General features: G+C 71.9%; 16 protein-coding genes and 1 tRNA gene. 7 read left to right on the top strand and 10 right to left on the bottom strand.

The genetic code is table 11. The features are described 5' to 3' along the window. Positions 1–1665, bottom strand: coding sequence for an arginine--tRNA ligase (gene argS / locus QMC84_RS07450; protein ID WP_300373408.1), 1665 nt, complete (start codon positions 1663–1665; stop codon positions 1–3). A 128-nt stretch (positions 1666–1793) separates the two neighbouring features. Here argS and QMC84_RS07445 point away from each other — a divergent pair. Together QMC84_RS07445 and QMC84_RS07440 are read left to right on the top strand one after the other, a co-directional pair. Next, positions 1794–1866 (top strand) — tRNA-Arg (locus tag QMC84_RS07445). A 509-nt stretch (positions 1867–2375) separates the two neighbouring features. Further along, positions 2376–3749: a hypothetical protein gene (locus QMC84_RS07440; protein WP_300373406.1), complete on the top strand. Its 1374-nt coding sequence runs from the start codon at positions 2376–2378 to the stop codon at positions 3747–3749. A gap of 57 nt (positions 3750–3806) precedes the next feature. Here QMC84_RS07440 and QMC84_RS07435 read toward each other — a convergent pair whose 3' ends face one another. Both QMC84_RS07435 and QMC84_RS07430 read right to left on the bottom strand, forming a co-directional pair. Beyond that, positions 3807–4751, bottom strand: a complete 945-nt coding sequence (locus QMC84_RS07435; RefSeq protein ID WP_300373404.1) for an LCP family protein — start codon at positions 4749–4751, stop codon at positions 3807–3809. Then, on the bottom strand, positions 4751–5353 hold the full coding sequence (locus QMC84_RS07430; protein ID WP_300373402.1) for a hypothetical protein: 603 nt from the start codon (positions 5351–5353) through the stop codon (positions 4751–4753). The genes QMC84_RS07435 and QMC84_RS07430 overlap by 1 nt, the downstream gene beginning before the upstream one ends. Before the next feature lie 213 nt (positions 5354–5566). Here QMC84_RS07430 and QMC84_RS07425 point away from each other — a divergent pair, with 213 nt between their 5' ends. Next, complete coding sequence (locus QMC84_RS07425; protein WP_300373400.1) at positions 5567–9370, top strand: multifunctional oxoglutarate decarboxylase/oxoglutarate dehydrogenase thiamine pyrophosphate-binding subunit/dihydrolipoyllysine-residue succinyltransferase subunit; 3804 nt, start codon at positions 5567–5569, stop codon at positions 9368–9370. A 15-nt stretch (positions 9371–9385) separates the two neighbouring features. Further along, positions 9386–9562 carry a DUF6104 family protein gene (locus QMC84_RS07420; protein WP_011755196.1) on the top strand — a complete coding sequence of 59 codons (177 nt, stop codon included), beginning with the start codon at positions 9386–9388 and terminating at the stop codon, positions 9560–9562. Between the two features lie 109 nt (positions 9563–9671). Here the strand turns inward: QMC84_RS07420 and QMC84_RS07415 are convergent, their stop codons facing one another. Then, a complete protein-coding gene (locus QMC84_RS07415; RefSeq protein ID WP_300373397.1) occupies positions 9672–10241 on the bottom strand; it encodes a TetR family transcriptional regulator in 570 nt (189 codons plus the stop codon). After that, positions 10234–12507, bottom strand: a complete 2274-nt coding sequence (locus QMC84_RS07410) for an arylsulfatase (protein WP_300373395.1) — start codon at positions 12505–12507, stop codon at positions 10234–10236. Before QMC84_RS07410 ends, QMC84_RS07415 begins: the two co-directional genes overlap by 8 nt. Positions 12508–12572: 65 nt before the next feature. Here QMC84_RS07410 and QMC84_RS07405 point away from each other — a divergent pair, with 65 nt between their 5' ends. After that, entirely contained in the window at positions 12573–13217 is a 645-nt protein-coding gene (locus QMC84_RS07405; RefSeq protein ID WP_300373393.1) for an acetoacetate decarboxylase family protein, read from the top strand. Between the two features lie 5 nt (positions 13218–13222). Continuing rightward, positions 13223–13642: an MmcQ/YjbR family DNA-binding protein gene (locus QMC84_RS07400; RefSeq protein WP_300373392.1), complete on the top strand. Its 420-nt coding sequence runs from the start codon at positions 13223–13225 to the stop codon at positions 13640–13642. A gap of 158 nt (positions 13643–13800) precedes the next feature. On the opposite strand, the gene QMC84_RS07395 is transcribed toward QMC84_RS07400, so the two are convergent. Beyond that, entirely contained in the window at positions 13801–14025 is a 225-nt protein-coding gene (locus QMC84_RS07395) for a hypothetical protein (protein WP_300373390.1), read from the bottom strand. A 142-nt stretch (positions 14026–14167) separates the two neighbouring features. Between QMC84_RS07395 and QMC84_RS07390 the strand changes: the two genes are divergently transcribed. Continuing rightward, positions 14168–14821, top strand: coding sequence for a TetR family transcriptional regulator (locus QMC84_RS07390; protein ID WP_300373388.1), 654 nt, complete (start codon positions 14168–14170; stop codon positions 14819–14821). Between the two features lie 17 nt (positions 14822–14838). On the opposite strand, the gene QMC84_RS07385 is transcribed toward QMC84_RS07390, so the two are convergent. From QMC84_RS07385 to QMC84_RS07370, 4 genes are all read right to left on the bottom strand, one after another. Next, positions 14839–15513: an SDR family oxidoreductase gene (locus QMC84_RS07385; RefSeq protein ID WP_300373386.1), complete on the bottom strand. Its 675-nt coding sequence runs from the start codon at positions 15511–15513 to the stop codon at positions 14839–14841. After that, positions 15510–16487, bottom strand: coding sequence for a zinc-binding dehydrogenase (locus QMC84_RS07380; RefSeq protein ID WP_300373384.1), 978 nt, complete (start codon positions 16485–16487; stop codon positions 15510–15512). The genes QMC84_RS07385 and QMC84_RS07380 overlap by 4 nt, the downstream gene beginning before the upstream one ends. 19 nt (positions 16488–16506) lie before the next feature. Next, the gene (locus QMC84_RS07375) at positions 16507–17697 is read right to left on the bottom strand and encodes an NADP-dependent malic enzyme (protein WP_300373382.1); all 1191 of its coding nucleotides are present in this window, start codon (positions 17695–17697) and stop codon (positions 16507–16509) included. A 102-nt stretch (positions 17698–17799) separates the two neighbouring features. Next, a complete protein-coding gene (locus QMC84_RS07370) occupies positions 17800–18141 on the bottom strand; it encodes a S24 family peptidase (protein ID WP_300373380.1) in 342 nt (113 codons plus the stop codon). Between the last annotated feature and the right edge of the window lie 56 nt (positions 18142–18197).

Genomic DNA, 18197 nt, shown 5'->3' with positions numbered 1-18197 from the left:
TCACATGCGCTCGGGCGCGGAGACCCCGAGCAGGTCGAGGCCGTTGGCCAGGACGGAGCGGGTGGCCGCGACGAGCACGAGGCGGGCCCGGTGCAGGTCCCCGGCCTCCTCGTCGCCCATCGGCAGCACCCGGCAGTTGTCGTAGAAGCGGTGGTAGATCCCGGCCATCTCCTCGAGGTAGCGCGCCACCCGGTGCGGCTCGCGTAGCTCGGCCGCGCTGGCGACCACCCGCGGGAACTCCGCCAGCGCCCGCAGCAGCTCACCCTCCTTGGGGTGCGACAGCAGTGCCGGGTCGAAGTCGCCGGTGGACCACCCGATGCCGAGCTCGTCGGCGTTGCGGAGGATCGAGGCGATCCGGGCGTGGGCGTACTGCACGTAGAAGACCGGGTTCTCGCTGGACTGCTTGGTGATCTCGGCGATGTCCAGCGTGAGCGGCGAGTCGGCCGGGTAGCGGGCGAGCGAGTAGCGCAGCGCGTCGGTGCCGATCTCGTCGACCAGCTCCTCGAGGGAGACGATCTCGCCGGCCCGCTTCGAGAGCCGCACCTCCTCGCCCTCCCGGACGATCTTGACCAGCTGGCCGATGAGCACCTCGATGTTGCGCTCGGGGTCGTCGCCGGCGCAGGCCGCCATCGCCTTGAGCCGGCCGACGTAGCCGTGGTGGTCCGCCCCGAGCAGGTAGATGCAGCGGTCGAAGCCGCGCTCGCGCTTGTTGACGTAGTAGGCGGTGTCGCTGGCGAAGTAGGTGAGCTCGCCGTTGCCGCGGATGAGCACCCGGTCACGGTCGTCGCCGAAGTCCGTGGTGCGCATCCACAGTGCACCCTCCTCCTCGAAGAGGTGGCCCTGGTCGCGCAGCTTCTCGAGGCCGGTGGTGACGTCGCCGCTGTCGTGCAGGCTGCGCTCGGAGAACCACACGTCGAAGACCGTGTTGAACCGGGCCAGCTGCTGCTGCTGGTCGGCCAGCTGCAGCGCGTAGCCCTTCTCGCGGAACGCCACGAGCCGCTCGTCGTCGGGCAGGTCGACGATGCTCGGGTCCTCGGCGACGATCTGCTTCGCGAGGTCGGCGATGTAGCCGCCGTGGTAGCCGTCCTCGGGGATGGGCCGGCCCAGCGCGGCGGCCTCGATCGAGGCGCCGAACAGGTTCATCTGGTTGCCGCGGTCGTTGATGTAGAACTCGCGGGCCACGCTCGCGCCGGCGGCGGCCAGGACCCGTGCGATCGCGTCGCCGACGACGGCCCAGCGGGTGTGGCCGAGGTGGAGCGGGCCGGTCGGGTTGGCCGAGATGAACTCGACGTTCACCCGCTCCCCCTTCAACACCTCGGTGTGTCCGTACCCCGATCCGGCGTCGACGATCTGTGCCGCGACGATGCCCTGGGCACCGGCGGACACCGTGATGTTGAGGAACCCCGGGCCGGCGATGTCGACACCCGCGATGCCCTCGGTCCGCTCCAGGCGCTGCTGGACCAGGGTCGCGAGGTCGCGCGGGTTCATCCCGGCCGACTTGCCGAGCTTGAGCGCGACGTTGGTGGCGTAGTCCCCGTGCTCCTTGGATCGCGGACGCTCCACCGTCACGTTCGCAGGGACGCCGCCGGGCAGGGTGATGGCACCCTCGTCGGACAGCGTCGTCAGGACGTCGACGATCGCGGTGGAGAGCTGCTCGGGAGTCACCGGTCCAGGGTATCGGCGCCCTGCCTCGCGCCTCGCATCGATATCGGCCGTGGACGCGGCCGATGCGATTGCGCGTCGGTCCCGGGTCGGTTGTAGGGTGACGGCGCAGCCTCGCAGCGCGGGGTGCTGCCTCCGTAGCTCAGGGGATAGAGCACTGGTTTCCGGTACCAGGTGCCGCAGGTTCGAATCCTGCCGGGGGCGCTTCATCTCTTCGCGGGTCGGATGTGTTCCGACCCCGTCCTCCGGTCGGCTCCTCGGGCACCGGCCGACGGCCGACCGAGAGTGCGGCCGAGAGTGTGCCGAGAGTGTGGTGGCTGGGATCGACCTGGTTCATCCCCAGCGCCGCACTTCCCGCGCGGCCCCCACCCGGGCTTGACGGACGGCGACGCCGGGTCGATGCTCCGTGCGTCCGCCGGTGCCGATCCGCTGACGTGGCGCGTCGATCGGCAGGCGAACTGGCGAAATTCGCCTGCGACGGGTGATGAAAACGGCCATTCCGCGCGAAGGTTACGCGCGAGTACGAATAGGGCCGGATTGGTCTTGACCGGCGGCGTCTTTATCGTTCTTGCCCTTCCCCGAATGCAGTAGTGGACCCGCACAATCGTCGCCAGAAGCCTCTCGGTGGGAGCACCGACATGGGATCAGACAAGCCGCGGCCGACGGGGAGGGACGCAGCGGCTCCGGCAACGAAAGCAGGACACGCAGTGAACATGTCCCTCAAGAGGGCGATCGCCACCCTCACGGTCTGCGCGGCCGGTCTCGCCGGTGCCCTCGTGACCACCACCCCCGCCGACGCGAGCAAGGGCTCGGACGGGGATCGTCTGGTGAGGACGAACCTCGGCTACAAGGCCGTCGTCTACGGCACCAAGGTGATCATCGACGGCGTCGAGCTCCGCAACGCCAAGGAGGCGTTCGCCCAGCAGCGCTGCACCCGCTTCGCCGGCCGTGACGTGCTCAAGAACTCCACTCTCTCGCTCCCCGACAACGAGCTGATCAAGGTGTCCGCGGCGACCAGCCACACCGAGACCTACGCCCAGGACGGCCTGAAGGGCGTCCGCGGCGTCAGCACCATCGCCGACCTCGCCCTGGGCGGCGAGTTCCAGGGCGTGCAGACCCCCACCGTCTCGCTGAAGGGCCTGACGTCCGTCGCGGACTCGTCCCGCAAGGCGGACGGCACGTTCGGCCACCAGGAGTCGTTCACGTTCGAGGGCCTGCGGATCGAGAACCTGCCCGAGCAGATCCCCCAGGAGCTCCAGGACCTGCTCGACATCCTGGGCTCGACCACCGGCGACCTGGTCGACCAGGTGCTCGACCTGCTCACCTCGGTCACCGGCAACACCATCGAGATCCCGGGCCTGGGCAGCATCGGCCTGGCGGGGGTGAAGTCCGGCCACGCCGGGCCGCACTCCGCGGCGTCGCAGACCTACGCGCTGCGGCTCCTCGTCGACGCGACCGGGCACGACACGGTCGTCACGCTCGGCCGGGCACGCACCGCGATCTCCGAACCGGTGCCGGCGGGCGTCTTCCACTCGCGGGCGATGGGCCTGGAGATGTTCGGCGGCAACGACCTGCTCCGCCTCGGCGGCCTGCAGGAGCAGTCGCTGGACTGCTCGGGTAGCAACGGCAAGGTGAGGACCCACAAGATCGCCGACGCCCGGGTGCTCGGCGGCCTGGTCAACCTGACCGGCATCGAGTACCGGCTGATGGGCGACCAGAGCCGCAACGGCTCGGCCAGCGGCTTCGTCGCCAGCAGGATCGGCTCGCTCGACATCCCCAGCATCGGCCTGGTCGTCGACGGGATCACCTCGAAGGTCACGATGCGCAAGCCGCAGGACACGACCAAGGTCGAGCGCGTCATCTCGACCGGCCTGGCCCGGATCCTGCTCAACGGCGAGGAGATCGAGCTGCCGAAGCCGGGCGAGGCGCTCGACCTCGGCGACGGCAACATCCTCGAGTACCGCGTGGTCAAGCAGAACTGGACCGGCGCCGAGGTCAAGGCCCTGCGCCTGACCCTGCCGGGCCTGATCCCGGGCGGCGCGATCCTCGAGCTCGGCTGGGCCGGCGGCCACATCATCCCGAACTGACCCGCGCCGGGTCGACGCGCTCCACCCCCGACGGTCGGGCACTGCTGGTCCTCCGGGTCAGCAGTGCCCGATCGTCGCGTCGTTGCGGGCCTCGTTGCCGAGCCGGCGCGCCAGGTCGACGTTCGGCAGCACCACGCTCGCGCCGCCGATGCTGCCGATCCCGCCCTGCACGACGCAGGTGGTGATCCGGCGCGGGTCGACGTGCGCGACCACCTGGGCCAGCCGGAACAGCTCGACCGGCGAGAGGTCGGTGTAGAGGTGCTGCATCACCGACAGCACGCCCCGCTCGATGAAGCCGGGGACGTGGGCGCGGGCCCGGACCCTCGCCTGGATCCCGCGCAGCACCCGCTGCTGGTTGGCCGACCGGTCGAAGTCGCCGCGGATCAGGTTGTGCCGGATCCGCGAGAACGCCATCGCGTCGTACCCACCGAGGTGGATCCTGCCCTTCCGGAAGCCCTGCGGCTTGAGGTAGGTGTCGTCGAAGGCCACCGGGTTCTGGACGGTGATGCCGCCGATGTCCTTGACCATCGCCTGGAAGAACTTGAACCGGCTCACGAACACGTAGTCGGGCTGGATCCCGACCAGGTTGCCGACCGTCTGCCCGAGCAGCTGCGGGCCGCCGAAGTAGAGGGCGGCGTTGATCTTCTCGTACCCGTGGCCGGGGATCGAGACCCACGAGTCGCGGGGCACGCCGATCGCCGAGGCGGCGCCGGTGCGGGTGTTCATCCCGATCAGCTGGAGGGCGTCGCCGCGCGTCCGGGTCATGTCCTCGCCGGGCCGGGCGTCGGAGCCGACCGCCAGGATCCAGACCACGTCGGGGGTCAGATCCACACCGTCGGCGCGGTTCACCTTCACCAGCGCGACCTCGGTGCTCTTCACCGCCGAGTCGGGGACGACGAACGCCGCGATCGCCAGGACCAGCCCGATCGTCCCCAGCCGCACGACCTTGTGGAAGCGGGTCCTCATCACCGGGCTCATCACCGGGCTCTTCACTGGGCTCATCACCGGGCTCCCTTCGTCATGTCGTAGCCGAAGATCCGCCAGCCGCGGTCGGTGCGGGTCAGGTACAGCCGCCCCTGCACCCGGATGTCCCGCTCGAGCCTCCCGGTGGTCCGGAAGCCGAGCAGCACCCGGGCGGTCACGCCGACCGCCCGCTTCCGGACGGCGAGGACGTCGATCCGGACCCGGCTGCGCCGGGCCTCCACCCCGTCGATGCGCTCGCCGATGTCCTCGTTGCTCATCAGCGCCCGGTCCCGGTGCGCCTCCTGCCGTGCCCCGGTGGTGAAGCCGGGCCAGGACGTGGAGAAGTCGCGCCGCGGATAGTCGCCGCCGAGGTAGGCCGCCTTCGTCCAGCCGTCCACCACGGCTCCGACCTGGTCGGCGAGCCGGTGCCGTGCGTCGCGCGGGAGCGAGCCGGTGATACGTCCGACGGTGACGACGGTCTCGACCTTCGAGACGGTGTCCGGGCCGGCCGGCTGCGACTGCGGCCGCTCGGCGGGCTCGTCGTCCCCGCCGCTGCAGGCGCCGACGACCAGCGCCAGGACGAGGGCCAGCGCGAGCGCCGCCCCGGTCGCGGCGTACGAGCGCCGCCGGTGTCTGGTCATGGCTGCGGGACTCCCTCTCTCAGGTGCTCTCCGGGGCGGCCCCCGGGGTGGTCTCCGGAGTGCTGGTGGACGGCAGTGTCCGCGATGCCGACGTGGCCCGAACCACACCACGCCGCCCGGCCACCCCGGCAGTCTGCATTTGCTGGTGCGCTGGACTAGCCTTGCCGATTGAACTACTCCCCCGCGCACGTACCGGAAGAGGCGAATCAACCCGTGCCGCAGTCCCCAGGCAGCAAGTCCGACGTCCCCGCCCAGTTCGAGGGGGCCGACTTCGGCACCAACGAGTGGCTGGTCGAGGAGATGTTCGACCAGTTCCAGCAGGATCCGGACAGCGTGGACGCCACCTGGGCCGAGTACTTCCGGGCCCAGGGCACCGGCGCGGGCACCAACGGTACGTCGCAACCCGCCGCGAGCGCCACCGCGCCGGCCCCGCCGGCCGCCGCGAAGCCCGCTCAGCAAGCCGCCGCGAAGCCCGCTCAGCAAGCCGCCGCGAAGCCCGCTCAGCAAGCCGCCGCGCAGCCCGCTCAGCAGCCCGCCGAGGAGGCTGTCGCGAAGCCGGCCCCCGCGCCGGTCGCCAAGCCGCGGCACACCGCGAAGGCAGCGGAGCCGGCGAAGGACACCACCAACCCGGTGCCCAAGGAGTCCCGCCCGGCCACGGCGGCGCCGACCGACGACCAGCCGACCTACACCGTGCTGCGCGGCGCGCCGGCCCGGACCGCGCAGAACATGGACGCCTCCCTGACCGTGCCGACGGCGACCTCGGTGCGCTCGGTCCCGGTGAAGCTGCTCTGGGACAACCGCACGGTCATCAACAACCACCTCGCCCGGGCGCGAGGCGGCAAGGTGTCCTTCACCCACCTGATCGGCTACGCGCTGATCAAGGCGGTCCGCACGATGCCGGAGATGAACGTCGGGTTCGACACGGTCGACGGCAAGCCGAACCTGATCACCCCCGCCCACATCAACCTCGGCCTCGCGATCGACGTGCAGAAGTCCGACGGCACCCGCCAGCTGCTCGTGCCGAGCATCAAGGCGGCCGAGACGATGGACTTCGCCGGCTTCTGGACCGCCTACGAGGAGATCGTGCGCAAGGCGCGCGACAACAAGCTCACGGTCGCGGACTTCCAGGGCACCACGATCAGCCTGACCAACCCCGGCGGCATCGGCACCAGCCACTCGGTCCCGAGGCTGATGAAGGGCCAGGGCGCGATCATCGGCGTCGGCGCGATGGAGTACCCGCCCGAGTGGCAGGGCGCCTCCGAGGACGCGATCGCGCGCAACGCGATCAGCAAGGTGATGACCCTGACCTCGACGTACGACCACCGGGTCATCCAGGGCGCGCAGTCCGGCGAGTTCCTCAAGCGCGTGCACCAGCTGCTGCTCGGCCAGGAAGGCTTCTACGACGAGATCTTCCGGTCCCTGCGGATCCCCTACGAGCCGATCCGCTGGGCCAGTGACATCTCGACCAACCACGACGACGAGATCAGCAAGCAGGCCCGGATCCTGGAGCTGATCCATGCCTACCGGGTGCGCGGCCACATGATGGCCGACACCGACCCGCTCGAGTACCGCCAGCGCAGCCATCCCGACCTCGAGGTGGAGTCGCACGCGCTGACCCTGTGGGACCTCGACCGCGAGTTCGCCACCGGGTCGTTCGGTGGCGAGGGCCGGCGGTTCATGAAGCTGCGCCAGATCCTCGGCATCCTGCGCGACTCCTACTGCCGCACCATCGGCATCGAGTACATGCACATCATGGATCCCGAGCAGCGCCGGTGGCTCCAGGAGCGCATCGAGGTGCCGCACACCAAGCCGCCCCGCGAGGAGCAGCTGCGGATCCTGCTCAAGCTCAACCAGGCCGAGGCGTTCGAGACGTTCCTGCAGACGAAGTTCGTCGGCCAGAAGCGCTTCTCCCTCGAGGGCGGCGAGACCACCATCCCGGTGATCGACGAGATCTGCGAGGCGGCCGCCGAGGCCGGCCTCGACGAGGTCGCGATGGGCATGGCGCACCGCGGCCGGCTCAACGTGCTCGCGAACATCGTCGGCAAGAAGTACTCCCAGATCTTCCGCGAGTTCGAGGGCAACATCGACCCGCGCACCGTCCAGGGTTCCGGCGACGTGAAGTACCACCTCGGCGCCGAGGGTGAGTTCGAGGCCGGCTCCAAGGACCGGATCAAGGTCTCGGTCGCCGCGAACCCCTCCCACCTCGAGGCGGTGGACCCGGTACTGGAGGGCATCGCACGCGCCAAGCAGGACGTGCTCAACCGTGGCGCGGCGTACCCCGTCCTCCCGCTGCTCGTGCACGGCGACGCGGCGTTCGCGGGCCAGGGCGTGGTCGCGGAGACGCTCAACCTCTCCCAGCTGCGCGGCTACCGCACCGGCGGCACCATCCACGTGGTCGTCAACAACCAGGTCGGGTTCACCACCTCGCCCGGCTCGTCGCGCTCCTCGCTCTACTGCACCGACGTGGCGCGGATGGTCCAGGCGCCGATCTTCCACGTCAACGGCGACGACCCCGAGGCGTGCATCCGCGTCGCGCGGCTGGCCTTCGAGTACCGGCAGGCGTTCAACAAGGACGTCGTCATCGACCTGGTCTGCTACCGCCGGCGCGGCCACAACGAGGGTGACGACCCGTCGTACACCCAGCCGCTGATGTACGACCTGATCGAGCAGAAGCGCTCGGTCCGCAAGCTCTACACCGAGTCCCTCATCGGTCGTGGCGACATCACGATCGAGGAGGCCGAGCAGGTGCTCCGCGACTACCAGCAGCAGCTGGAGCGGGTCTTCACCGAGGTTCGTGAGGCCAGCTCGCAGCCATCGGAGTGGACGACGGTCCCGGACTACCCCGAGAAGCCGGTCGGCGAGGCCCGGACCGCGGTCGGGGCGGACGTCCTCAAGCGGATCGCGGACGCGTACGTGACCCCGCCCGACGGCTTCACGGTGCACCCCAAGGTGATGCCGCAGCTGCAGCGTCGGGCGGCGGCCATCGCCGACGGTCCCATCGACTGGGGCACCGGAGAGGTGCTGGCGTTGGGCTCGCTGTTGATGGAGGGCCGGCCGGTGCGGCTGGCCGGTCAGGACTCGCGTCGCGGCACCTTCGTGTCGCGGTTCGGCACGATCATCGACCGGGTCAACGCCGACGAGTGGACCCCGCTCACCTCCCTGACCGAGGACCAGGCGAAGTTCTACATCTACGACTCGCTGCTCTCGGAGTACGCCGCCCTCGGCTTCGAGTACGGCTACTCCGTGGCCCGGCCCGAGGCGCTGGTGCTGTGGGAGGCGCAGTTCGGCGACTTCGTCAACGGCGCGCAGACCGTGATCGACGAGTTCATCACCTCCGGCGAGAGCAAGTGGGGCCAGCAGTCCGGTGTCGTGCTGCTGCTGCCGCACGGCTACGAGGGCCAGGGCGCCGACCACTCCTCCGCGCGGATCGAGCGGTTCTTGACGATGGCGGCCGACGAGGCGTTCGTGGTCGCCCAGCCGTCGACGCCCGCGTCGTACTTCCACCTGCTGCGCCAGCACTCGCTCGGCGAGGAGCACCGGCCGCTGATCGTCTTCACCCCGAAGTCGATGCTCAAGCGCAAGGAGGCGGCCTCGCACCCCGACGACTTCACCTCGGGCACCTTCCGGCCGATCATCACCGACGCGCAGGCGGACCCCGACCAGGTCGACACGCTGCTCGTGTGCTCGGGCCGGGTCACGTGGGACCTGATGGTCGAGCGCGGCAAGCGCGAGGACGGCGGGCGCTTCGCGATCGCCCGGATCGAGCAGCTCTACCCCCGCCCCGAGGCCGAGATCCGCGAGGAGATCGCCCGCTACCCCAAGCTCAAGGCGGTCCGCTGGGTGCAGGACGAGCCGGCGAACATGGGGGCGTGGCCGCACTACCAGCTCGCCGTGTGGCCGCACGTCGACGCCCGGGTCGAGCTCGTCTCGCGCCCCGAGTCCTCCTCCCCCGCCGTCGGCACCGTCAAGCGGCACACCGAGGAGCAGAAGGACCTGGTCGCGCGGGCGTTCGCTTGAGCGAGGAGTAGGACGTTGTACTTCACCGATCGCGGCATCGAGGAGCTCGAGAAGCGCCGGGGCGACGAGGAGGTCACCCTGGCGTGGCTCGCCGACCGGCTCCAGGAGTTCACCGACACCCACCCGGAGTTCGAGACGGCGGTGGAGCGGTTCGCCACCTGGCTGGCCCGCCTGGACGACCCGGAGGACTAGTGTCCCCGAGCAGCACCGAGCGAGGGACGAGCTCGGTGCGTGGGCTCGGGGCGGTCGAGCATGACCCGCGACCGACGAGGGAGGTCGCGACCGCCGGGTCGAGACCCAGTCAGCGTCGCGGGGCAGCCAGCGCTCGGAAGCCGCCGTCGACGTGCGTGGTGAGGTCGCCGCCGTCGCGCACCCAGGCGGTGATCGCGGAGCGGAAGACCGCCACTCCGACCGCGGCGAGCGGGTCCGCACCGGGCTCGCCCCGGTCGGCCAGTGCGGCCGCGAGGGTGCGCTCCCAGGACCCGATCGTGTCCAGGACCCGGCCGCGCAGCACCGGCGAGGACGCGGCGGCGCGCTGGCGCAGCGCGACCCGCGCCCGGTCGTCCGCGAGGCCGTCGGCCAGCGCGAGCACCGCCACGCGGACGAGCTCGAGCCCCCGTGCCTCGCTGCTGCGGACCGCGTCGCGAACCTGTGCCTGACGGGCACCGCGACCCATGTCGAGCACCTCGTCCTTGGTGGCGAAGTAGCGGAAGAAGGTGCGCGCCGACACCCCGACGTCTGCCGCGATCGACTGCACGGAGGTGGCGTCGTACCCGTCGGTCGCGAAGCGGCGCAGGGCCGCGTCCTCCAGCGCCCGGCGGGTGTCGGCCTTGTGCTGCTCCCGGCGCCCTGCGGGGACCGGGTCAGTCACCGGAGACGGCCGCCCGCAGCCGGGTCTCGTCGTCGGGAGCCGCGGTCGGGCGGCCGCTGCGGAGCTCGACGCGGTCCAGCCGGCCGGTGAACGCGAACGGCGGGCGGTAGTCGGCACTGACCGCGAGCCCGCGGTCGCGCCCGATCAGCAGGCCGGCTCCGGCGGTCGAGAGGTTCGGGAAGAACATCAGACCCGGCAACGGCTGCTCGGCGACGTCCCGCCCGTCGACGGCCAGCACGACGCGGGCCGTCCGGCCGGGCTCGTAGCGCAGCCCGACCACGTGCTCCCCGGCCGGGACCGGGTCGGCCGCGGCGACACGGACCGGCCCGGCGAGGAGGGCGAACGTCGCGGCCGGGCGGCCGTCGAGCAGGTACAGCGCCCAGCCGCCGTGGCGGTCACCGAGCGCGGCCAGCACGCCGGCCGCACCCGCGTCGGGGACCTCGACGTACGCCCTCAGGTCGAAGCCGCCCAACGCGACCGGCAGCTGGCTCTCCTGGACCGGGCCGCCGCCCGGTCGGTAGACCGCGCTCGCCGGCGGCGGGAACTCGCCGGGGTGCATGTGGGCCATCGAGTCCGGGAACTCGAACAGCGGCAGCACCTGGTTGCGGCCGGCCTCCGCCCACCACAGCTCCTCGAGCCGCCGGACGCGGTCGGGGTGGGCGTCGGCCAGGTCGTGCGCCTCCGAGAAGTCCTCCGCGAGATGGAACAGCGACCACCGGTCGGTGGCGAAGTCGAAGCTGCCGACCAGGTTCGCCCGTTCGTCGAACTGGTTCGCCACGTGGTCGGTCACGGCCTTCCACCCGTCGTGATAGATCCCGCGCGAGCCCATCATCTCGAAGTACTGCAGCGCCCGGTGCTCGGCGGCCTCCGGGTCCCCGAAGCCGGCGAGCATCGAGACACCGTCGACCGGTTGCTGGGTGACGCCGTCCACCGAGTCGGGCGGGGTGACCCCCGCTGCGTCGAGCACCGTCGCGTACAGGTCGACCACGTGGCAGAACTGGGGCCGGACGCCGCCCGGGTCGGCCAACCGGTCACCCCAGCGCACCACGAGCGGCGTGCGCACCCCGCCGAGCCAGGCGTAGCGCTTCCAGAGCCGGAACGGGGCGTTGCCGGCCCAGGCCCAGCCGAACGGATAGTGGTTGTTGGCCTCGGGGCCGCCGATGTCGTCGATGCGCTCGATCGCGGTGCCGACGTCCTCGGTGAAGCCGAGCCAGCCCGCGGCCTCGTTGAGGGTGCCGGTCGGCCCGCCCTCGGCACTCGCACCGTTGTCGGAGAGGACCATGACCAGGGTGTCGTCGGCGATGCCCAGCTCGTCGAGGCTGTCGAAGAGCCGGCCGAGGTGGTGGTCGGTGTGGGTCATGAAGCCCGCGAACACCTCCATGTAGCGCGCGAAGAGCCGCCGCTGGTCGGCCGGCAGCGAGTCCCAGGCCGGGACCCACGGCGGCCGCTCGGTGAGCTCCGTGCCGGGGGGCACGATGCCCTCGGCGAGCTGGCGCCGGAACGCGCGCTCGCGCCACGCCTCCCAGCCGTCGTCGAAGGCACCCCGGTACGGCGCCACCCACTCCTCGGCCACCTGGTGCGGCGCGTGCGCGGCCCCGGTGGCGACGTAGCAGAGGAAGGGCTTGCGGGCCTCGGCCTGCTGCTGGTCCTGGATCATCCGGATCGCCTGGTCGACCAGGTCCTCGGTGAGGTGGTAGCCCTCCTCGGGCGTGCGCGGCGGCTCGATGTGGGTGTTGTCGCGGACCAGCTCGGGCGCCCAGTGGTTGGTCTCCGCGCCGAGGAAGCCGTAGAAGCGCTCGAAGCCCAACCCCAGCGGCCACCGCTCGAACGGCCCGGCGGCGGAGTACTCCGTCTTCGGCGTCAGGTGCCACTTGCCGACGGCCATCGTGTTGTAGCCGTGGTCGCGCAGCACCCGGGGCAGCGCGGCGGCCGAGCGCGGGATCCGCCCGTGGTAGCCGGGGAAGCCGAGCGCGGCCTCCTGGGTCACGCCCATCCCGACCGCGTGGTGGTTGCGCCCGGTCAGCAGCGCGGCCCGGGTCGCGGAGCAGACCGAGGTGACGTGGAAGCGCTGGTAGCGCAGGCCGGCGGCCGCGACCCGGTCGATGTTCGGGGTCGCGAAGCCGGCGCCGAAGCAGCCGAGCTGTGCGAAGCCGACGTCGTCCACGACGACCATCAGCACGTTCGGGGCGCCCGCCGCCGCCCGGGGGTACTCGATGAACCGCGGCTCGGAGGTGGCGACGCGAGAGGTCAGGCGTTGGCTCGGCACCCGAGGGATTCTGTCACTCGACTGACACTTCTGTCAGTGTCGAGCCGTACGGCAGGATGCCGGGCATGGCCGAGCAGACGTCCGACCGGATCCCGTCCCCCACGCCGTCCTACCCGCCCGCGCCCTGGCGGATGGTCGGCCAGCTCTGGCTCTCCCTGTTCCGGGTCCGCGAGCCGATCGACGAGCTCCGGCCGGCCGGGGTCTACGGCGTGGCCTGGGTGAGCTACGAGCCCGGGAGCCCGTTGACCTACTCCGAGCTGCTGGTCGCCCGACCGATCAGCACCGACGCGCACGGGCGCCGGGTGAGCATCACAGACATCTGGGTCGACTCCCCCGCATCGGTGGCCGGCGGCCGCGAGCTCTGGGCGATCCCGAAGGGCCTGTGCGACTTCGAGCTCGAGAGCGTGCGCCGGGGTCCGCTCACGACGACCGACTGGTCGGCGGGCCTGGGCCGGCGCCCGATCGTCAGCGCGACGTTCACCGACGTGTCCAAGGCGATGGTGCGCCTGCCCTTCAAGGGCGGCACCTGGCAGCCCGGCATCGACGACACCGGCGGCGAGGAGCGGACGGCGACCCTCCAGGGCTCGTCCAAGGCGCTGCCGTGCCGCGGCCGCTGGGACTTCGCGGCCGACGGACCGCTGGGCTGGCTGCGCGGCGCCCGCCAGCTCGCCTCCTTCCGGCAGGCCGACTTCCGGATGTCCTTCGGCTGAGCCCGGTGACGCGCCGCCTGGAGCCGGCGCCGGACGTCGTACGCCGGCTCGCCGCGATCACCGGCCCACTGCCCGACTCCTACGAGGAGGACGCCTGGACCGGCGTGCGCTGGCGGGTGCGGAAGAAGACGTTCGCGCACGTCATGGTCGCCCAGGAGGGCTACGAGTCGGCGTACCGCGACATCACCGGCGACCCGGAGCCGCGCACCGTGCTGACCTTCCACGCCGCCGGCGACGAGCTGCTCGCGCTCACCCACGCCGGGCTGCCGTTCTACCGGCCGCCGTGGTCGCCCACGGTCGTCGGCCTGGTCCTCGACGAGGGCACCGACTGGGACGAGGTCGCCGAGCTGGTCACCGAGAGCTACCGGTGCTGCGCTCCGCAGCGGCTGGTGCGGCAGCTGGACGCGGCCGGCGGACCGGACTGATCCGACGGATCGCACGCGGCACGGCCCCGTGAGCGGCCGCTGCGTGAGGGTGCTGTCGGGGGCCTTGCCGCGTGCCCTCACCAGGTGCCCCACCCGGTCCGCACTCGAACTCACCCGATCGGGTGGACTTTCGCCGGTGTCTCGGCCCCGTCCGGAGCTCAGTCCTCGTCCGCCCGGTCGGGACGGACGTGCTCGGCGGCCGCCTTGCGTGCGGAGTCGCGGATCTCGAAGACCTCGGTGGCGAAGCCGCCGACGGCCGACGCCACGTCGCGGACCGCGCCGGTGATGATCGTGGCGACCTGGCCCGCGGCCGACGCGGCCGCCTCGACCGTGCCCTGGACGGCGTCCTTGCGGATCTCTGACGTGCTCAGGCGGTCGCGCATGGCACCAGTGTCACCCGCGCGGGGCCGGTCCGGAAGGGTCGGCCACTCACCCGGCAGGCGGCACCACTCGTGGTCACCACCGGAAGTTCGTCGGGCGTCCCGCACCCGGGGAACTTCCGGCGGCAACCACTAGCCTGACGGCATGCCTGAGGTGACGGTAGGAGGTGCGGCGGCGAGCGTGCCGATGTCGCGCGTGGCCCGCAAGGAGCGCACCCGCCGGGCGATCCTCGACGCTGCACTGGAGCTCGCCTCGGAGACCACGATGGCCGCCCTCTCGCTGCGTCAGGTGGCCAAGGAGGTCGGCATCGTGCCGACCGCGTTCTACCGTCACTTCGACTCCGTCGAGGCGCTCGGCGTCGCCCTCGTCGACGAGTCGTTCGCCTCGCTGCGCACGATGCTGAGGGACATCCGCCGCGGGGACCCGGCGCTGGCCGACATCGTCGACCGCTCGATCGGCATCCTGGTCGACCACGTCCACCAGCAGCGCGCACACTTCTCGTTCATCGCCCGCGAGCGGGCCGCCGGGCCGCCGGCGGTCCGGCGCGCGATCCGCGACCAGATCGCGTTGTTCGAGCACGAGCTGGCCAGCGACCTGGCGCAGCTGCCGGGCACCGACGTGTGGTCCGCGCGCGACCTGCGGATCGTCTCCGACCTGATCGTGACCGCCATGGTGGCGACCGCCGAGGCGATCCTCGCCGCCGACGACCGCGCCGCCGAGCAGGAGCTCGTCGAGCAGGCGCGCACCCAGCTCCGCATCGTGCTGGTCGGCGCCCTCAACTGGCGCTCGCGGACCTAGGACCGCCCCGAGGGCCGCTACCGGTTCGGGCGCACCGTGACGTCGGGGATCGTCGCGTCGGCCGGGAGGTCCAGCACGTGCAGGATGGCGTCGGCCACGGTGTCGGGCCGGATCCACCGGGCGGCGTCGTACGTCCTCGCCTCCTGCCGGTGCACCTTCTCCTGCATCGGGGTGGCCGTGCGTCCCGGGAAGACGGTGCTCACCCGGACGCCGTGCTGGGCCTCCTCGGCGCGCAGCGAGTCCGCGAGCGCACGCAGCCCGTGCTTGGAGGCGGCGTAGGCCGACCACGACCGGTGGGCCGTGAGGCCGGCGCTGGAGTTGACGAAGACCACGGTGCCGCGGTGGGCGCGCAGCGCCGGCAGGGCCACCCGGGTGAGCGCGGCGGGCGCGACCAGGTTGACCCACAGCTGCGAGGACCAGTCCTCGACCGACAGCTCGGCCACGGTGCCCAGCTCGACCACGCCGGCCGCGTGGACCACCGAGTCGAGGCCATCGGGCAGCGCGAGCGACTCCACCGACTCCGGCCGGGCCAGGTCCGCGACGAGCACCGTCGAGCCGTCGTACGCCGTGCGGAGCTCGACCGCGCGCTCCGGCGAGCGCGCCAGCAGCACCAGCTCGTCGCCGCGCTCGTGCAGCCGCCGGGCCACCGCCGCGCCGATGCCCGACCCGGCTCCGGTGAGCAGGTGGATCATCGGGTGAAGACGATCTTCCCGAACTGCTCGCCCTCGAGCATCGCGCTGAACCCGGCACGAGCCTCGGTCATCGGCAGTGTCCGGTCGATCAGCGGCCGGGCACCGGAGGCGTCGAGCAGGGAGACCAGCGAGGCGAGCTCGGCGCGGGTGCCCATCGTGGAGCCGACCACGCTGAGCTGCAGGAAGAAGATCCGGGTGAGCTCGGCGTCGTCGACGTCGGGGCCGGAGGTGGTGCCGGAGGTGACGATCCGACCACCCGGCCGCAGCGACCGGATGGAGTGCGACCAGGTGGCCTTGCCGACGGTCTCCATCACCGCGTCGACCTTGACCGGCAGCCGCGCCCCGGACTCGAAGACCTCGTGCGCGCCGAGCTCGAGTGCCCGGGCCCGCTTGGACTCGTCGCGGCTGGTCGCGAGCACCCGGAGGCCGGCGGCCCGCGCCAGGGTGATCACGGCCGTCGCGACGCCGCCGCCGGCGCCCTGCACGAGCACGGTCTCGCCGGCCCGCAGCTCACCGCGGGTGAACAGCATCCGGTACGCGGTGAGCCAGGCGGTCGGCAGGCACGCGGCCTCCTCGAACGAGAGCGAGGCGGGCTTGGGGACGACGTTGCGACGGGGTACGGCGACCCGCTCGGCGAACGTGCCCTGGTAGCGCTCGGACAGCAGCGACCGCTTGGGGTCGAGCGTCTCGTCACCGACCCAGGCCGGATCGCTGATCACCGCGTGGACGACGACCTCGTTGCCGTCCTCGTCGTACCCCGCGGCGTCGCAGCCGAGGATCATCGGCAGCGCCTCCGCGCGCAGCCCGACCCCCCGCAAGGAGAACAGGTCGTGGTGGTTGAGGGAGGCGGCCTTCACGGTGACCGTGGTCCACCCGTCGGGGACACCCCCGTCAGCGGGGTCCGGGCGCTCCCCCACCTGCAGCGCGGAGAGCGGGTCGTCCTTGGAGAACCGGTCGGCGTAGACGGCGAACATGGTCCGAACGTACCCGCCGTCAGCGCCGCGCGACGCCGTCGCGGCGTGCGGCGTCCGCCACTGCCGCGGCCACCGCCGGCCCGACCCGCGGGTCGAACGGCGAGGGGATGACCATGTCCTCGGCCAGCGCATCGCCGACCAGGTCGGCCAGTGCCTGGGCCGCGGCGACCTTCATGCCCTCCGTGATCGCGGTCGCGTGGACGTCGAACGCGCCCCGGAAGATGCCGGGGAAGGCGAGCACGTTGTTGATCTGGTTCGGGAAGTCCGAGCGCCCGGTGGCCACCACCCGCGCGTGCCGTCGGGCCACCTCGGGGTGCACCTCGGGGGTGGGGTTCGCGAGCCCGAAGATGATCGCGTCGGCTGCCATCGTGGCGACCCACTCCTCGGGCACGGTGCCGCCCGACACCCCGATGTAGACGTCCGCGCCGTCCAGCACGTCGGCGAGGGTGCCGGTGCGCCCGGTGCGGTCGGCGGTCAGCGCCGCCAGCGAGCGCTTGACCGGTGTGAGGTCGCCGCGCTCGGAGTTGAGGACGCCCTTGCGGTCGGTGACCGCGAGGTCCTTGATGCCGGCCTCGAGCAGGATCTTGGCGACGGCGACGCCCGCGGCGCCGGCCCCCGAGATGACCACGCGGGTCGACTCGGGGTTGCGCCCGGTCAGCTTCAGGGCGTTGGTCAGCGCGGCGAGCGTGACGACGGCGGTGCCGTGCTGGTCGTCGTGGAAGACCGGGATGTCGAGCATCTCCTTGAGCCGGTCCTCGATCTCGAAGCAGCGCGGCGCCGAGATGTCCTCGAGGTTGATCCCTCCGAAGCTCGGCGCGAGCCGGGCGACGGTCTCGATGATCTCCTCGGCGTCGGTGGTGTCCAGGCAGATCGGAACGGCGTCGACGCCGCCGAACTGCTTGAACAGGACGGCCTTGCCCTCCATGACGGGCATCGCCGCGGCGGGTCCGATGTCACCGAGGCCCAGCACCGCGGTCCCGTCGGTGACGACGGCCACCGTGTTCGGGACCCACGTGTAGAACTGGGTCAGCGACGGGTCCTCCGCGATCGCCTCGCACACCCGGGCGACGCCCGGCGTGTAGGCCATCGACAGGTCGTCGCGGCCGTCCAGCGCGACCGTGGAGCTGATCGCCATCTTGCCGCCTACGTGGAGCTCGAAGACCGGGTCGCCGGCGTACGGATGGGGGCTCGCGGACTCTGCTTCGGCCATGACCTGATTCTGACTCTCCCGTGGGGCGGCGTGTGGGGGGAGGTCCGGCTCGACGCGCAGGGGTGGTGCGCGGAACCTCGCCCTCCGGGGTTCTCCCGGGTGTCAGTCTGGCACAGGGGCTCGCAGCCGCCGTGGCCGCGGCCAGATCCGGACGACCGCGACCGCCAGCACCTCGGTGTCGGGGACCACGCCGCGGTGCCGCGAGTCGACGCCCTCGTCCGGGTTGTCGCTGAGCAGCCACCATCCCGGGGCACCGGTGCGCGTCGTACGACGTTGTGCCGCGCGCTTGACCGCGACCGTGCCGTCGGCCAGCCGGGCGACCACCACGGCACCGGGTCGGACCGGGCGTCGGTAGGAGACCAGGAGCCGGTCGCCCGGTGCCAGCAGCGGCCTCATCGACCGGCCGCTGACGACGGCGAATCCCCAGCGCGGGCCGGGTTCCACGGCGGGCGTCGCTCCTCGTCCTGCTCCTCGCACGCGGAGTAGTGTCGCAGTCGAAC

The organism is Nocardioides sp., from assembly GCF_030019515.1.
Classification (GTDB): Bacteria; Actinomycetota; Actinomycetes; order Propionibacteriales; family Nocardioidaceae; genus Nocardioides.
The sequence above is the reverse complement of the archived record's forward strand: the minus strand, read 5'-3'. Positions and strand labels throughout refer to the sequence as shown.

Bases quoted from the DNA above. Each gene is read 5' to 3' on its own strand.
- QMC84_RS07435 (WP_300373404.1), bottom strand. From the start codon at position 4,751: ATGAGCCCAGTGAAGAGCCCGGTGATGAGCCCGGTGATGAGGACCCGC.
- QMC84_RS07390 (WP_300373388.1), top strand. From the start codon at position 14,168: ATGCCTGAGGTGACGGTAGGAGGTGCGGCGGCGAGCGTGCCGATGTCG.
- QMC84_RS07395 (WP_300373390.1), bottom strand. From the start codon at position 14,025: ATGCGCGACCGCCTGAGCACGTCAGAGATCCGCAAGGACGCCGTCCAG.
- QMC84_RS07430 (WP_300373402.1), bottom strand. From the start codon at position 5,353: ATGACCAGACACCGGCGGCGCTCGTACGCCGCGACCGGGGCGGCGCTC.
- QMC84_RS07375 (WP_300373382.1), bottom strand. From the start codon at position 17,697: ATGGCCGAAGCAGAGTCCGCGAGCCCCCATCCGTACGCCGGCGACCCG.
- QMC84_RS07385 (WP_300373386.1), bottom strand. From the start codon at position 15,513: ATGATCCACCTGCTCACCGGAGCCGGGTCGGGCATCGGCGCGGCGGTG.
- QMC84_RS07405 (WP_300373393.1), top strand. From the start codon at position 12,573: ATGGCCGAGCAGACGTCCGACCGGATCCCGTCCCCCACGCCGTCCTAC.
- QMC84_RS07440 (WP_300373406.1), top strand. From the start codon at position 2,376: ATGTCCCTCAAGAGGGCGATCGCCACCCTCACGGTCTGCGCGGCCGGT.
- QMC84_RS07380 (WP_300373384.1), bottom strand. From the start codon at position 16,487: ATGTTCGCCGTCTACGCCGACCGGTTCTCCAAGGACGACCCGCTCTCC.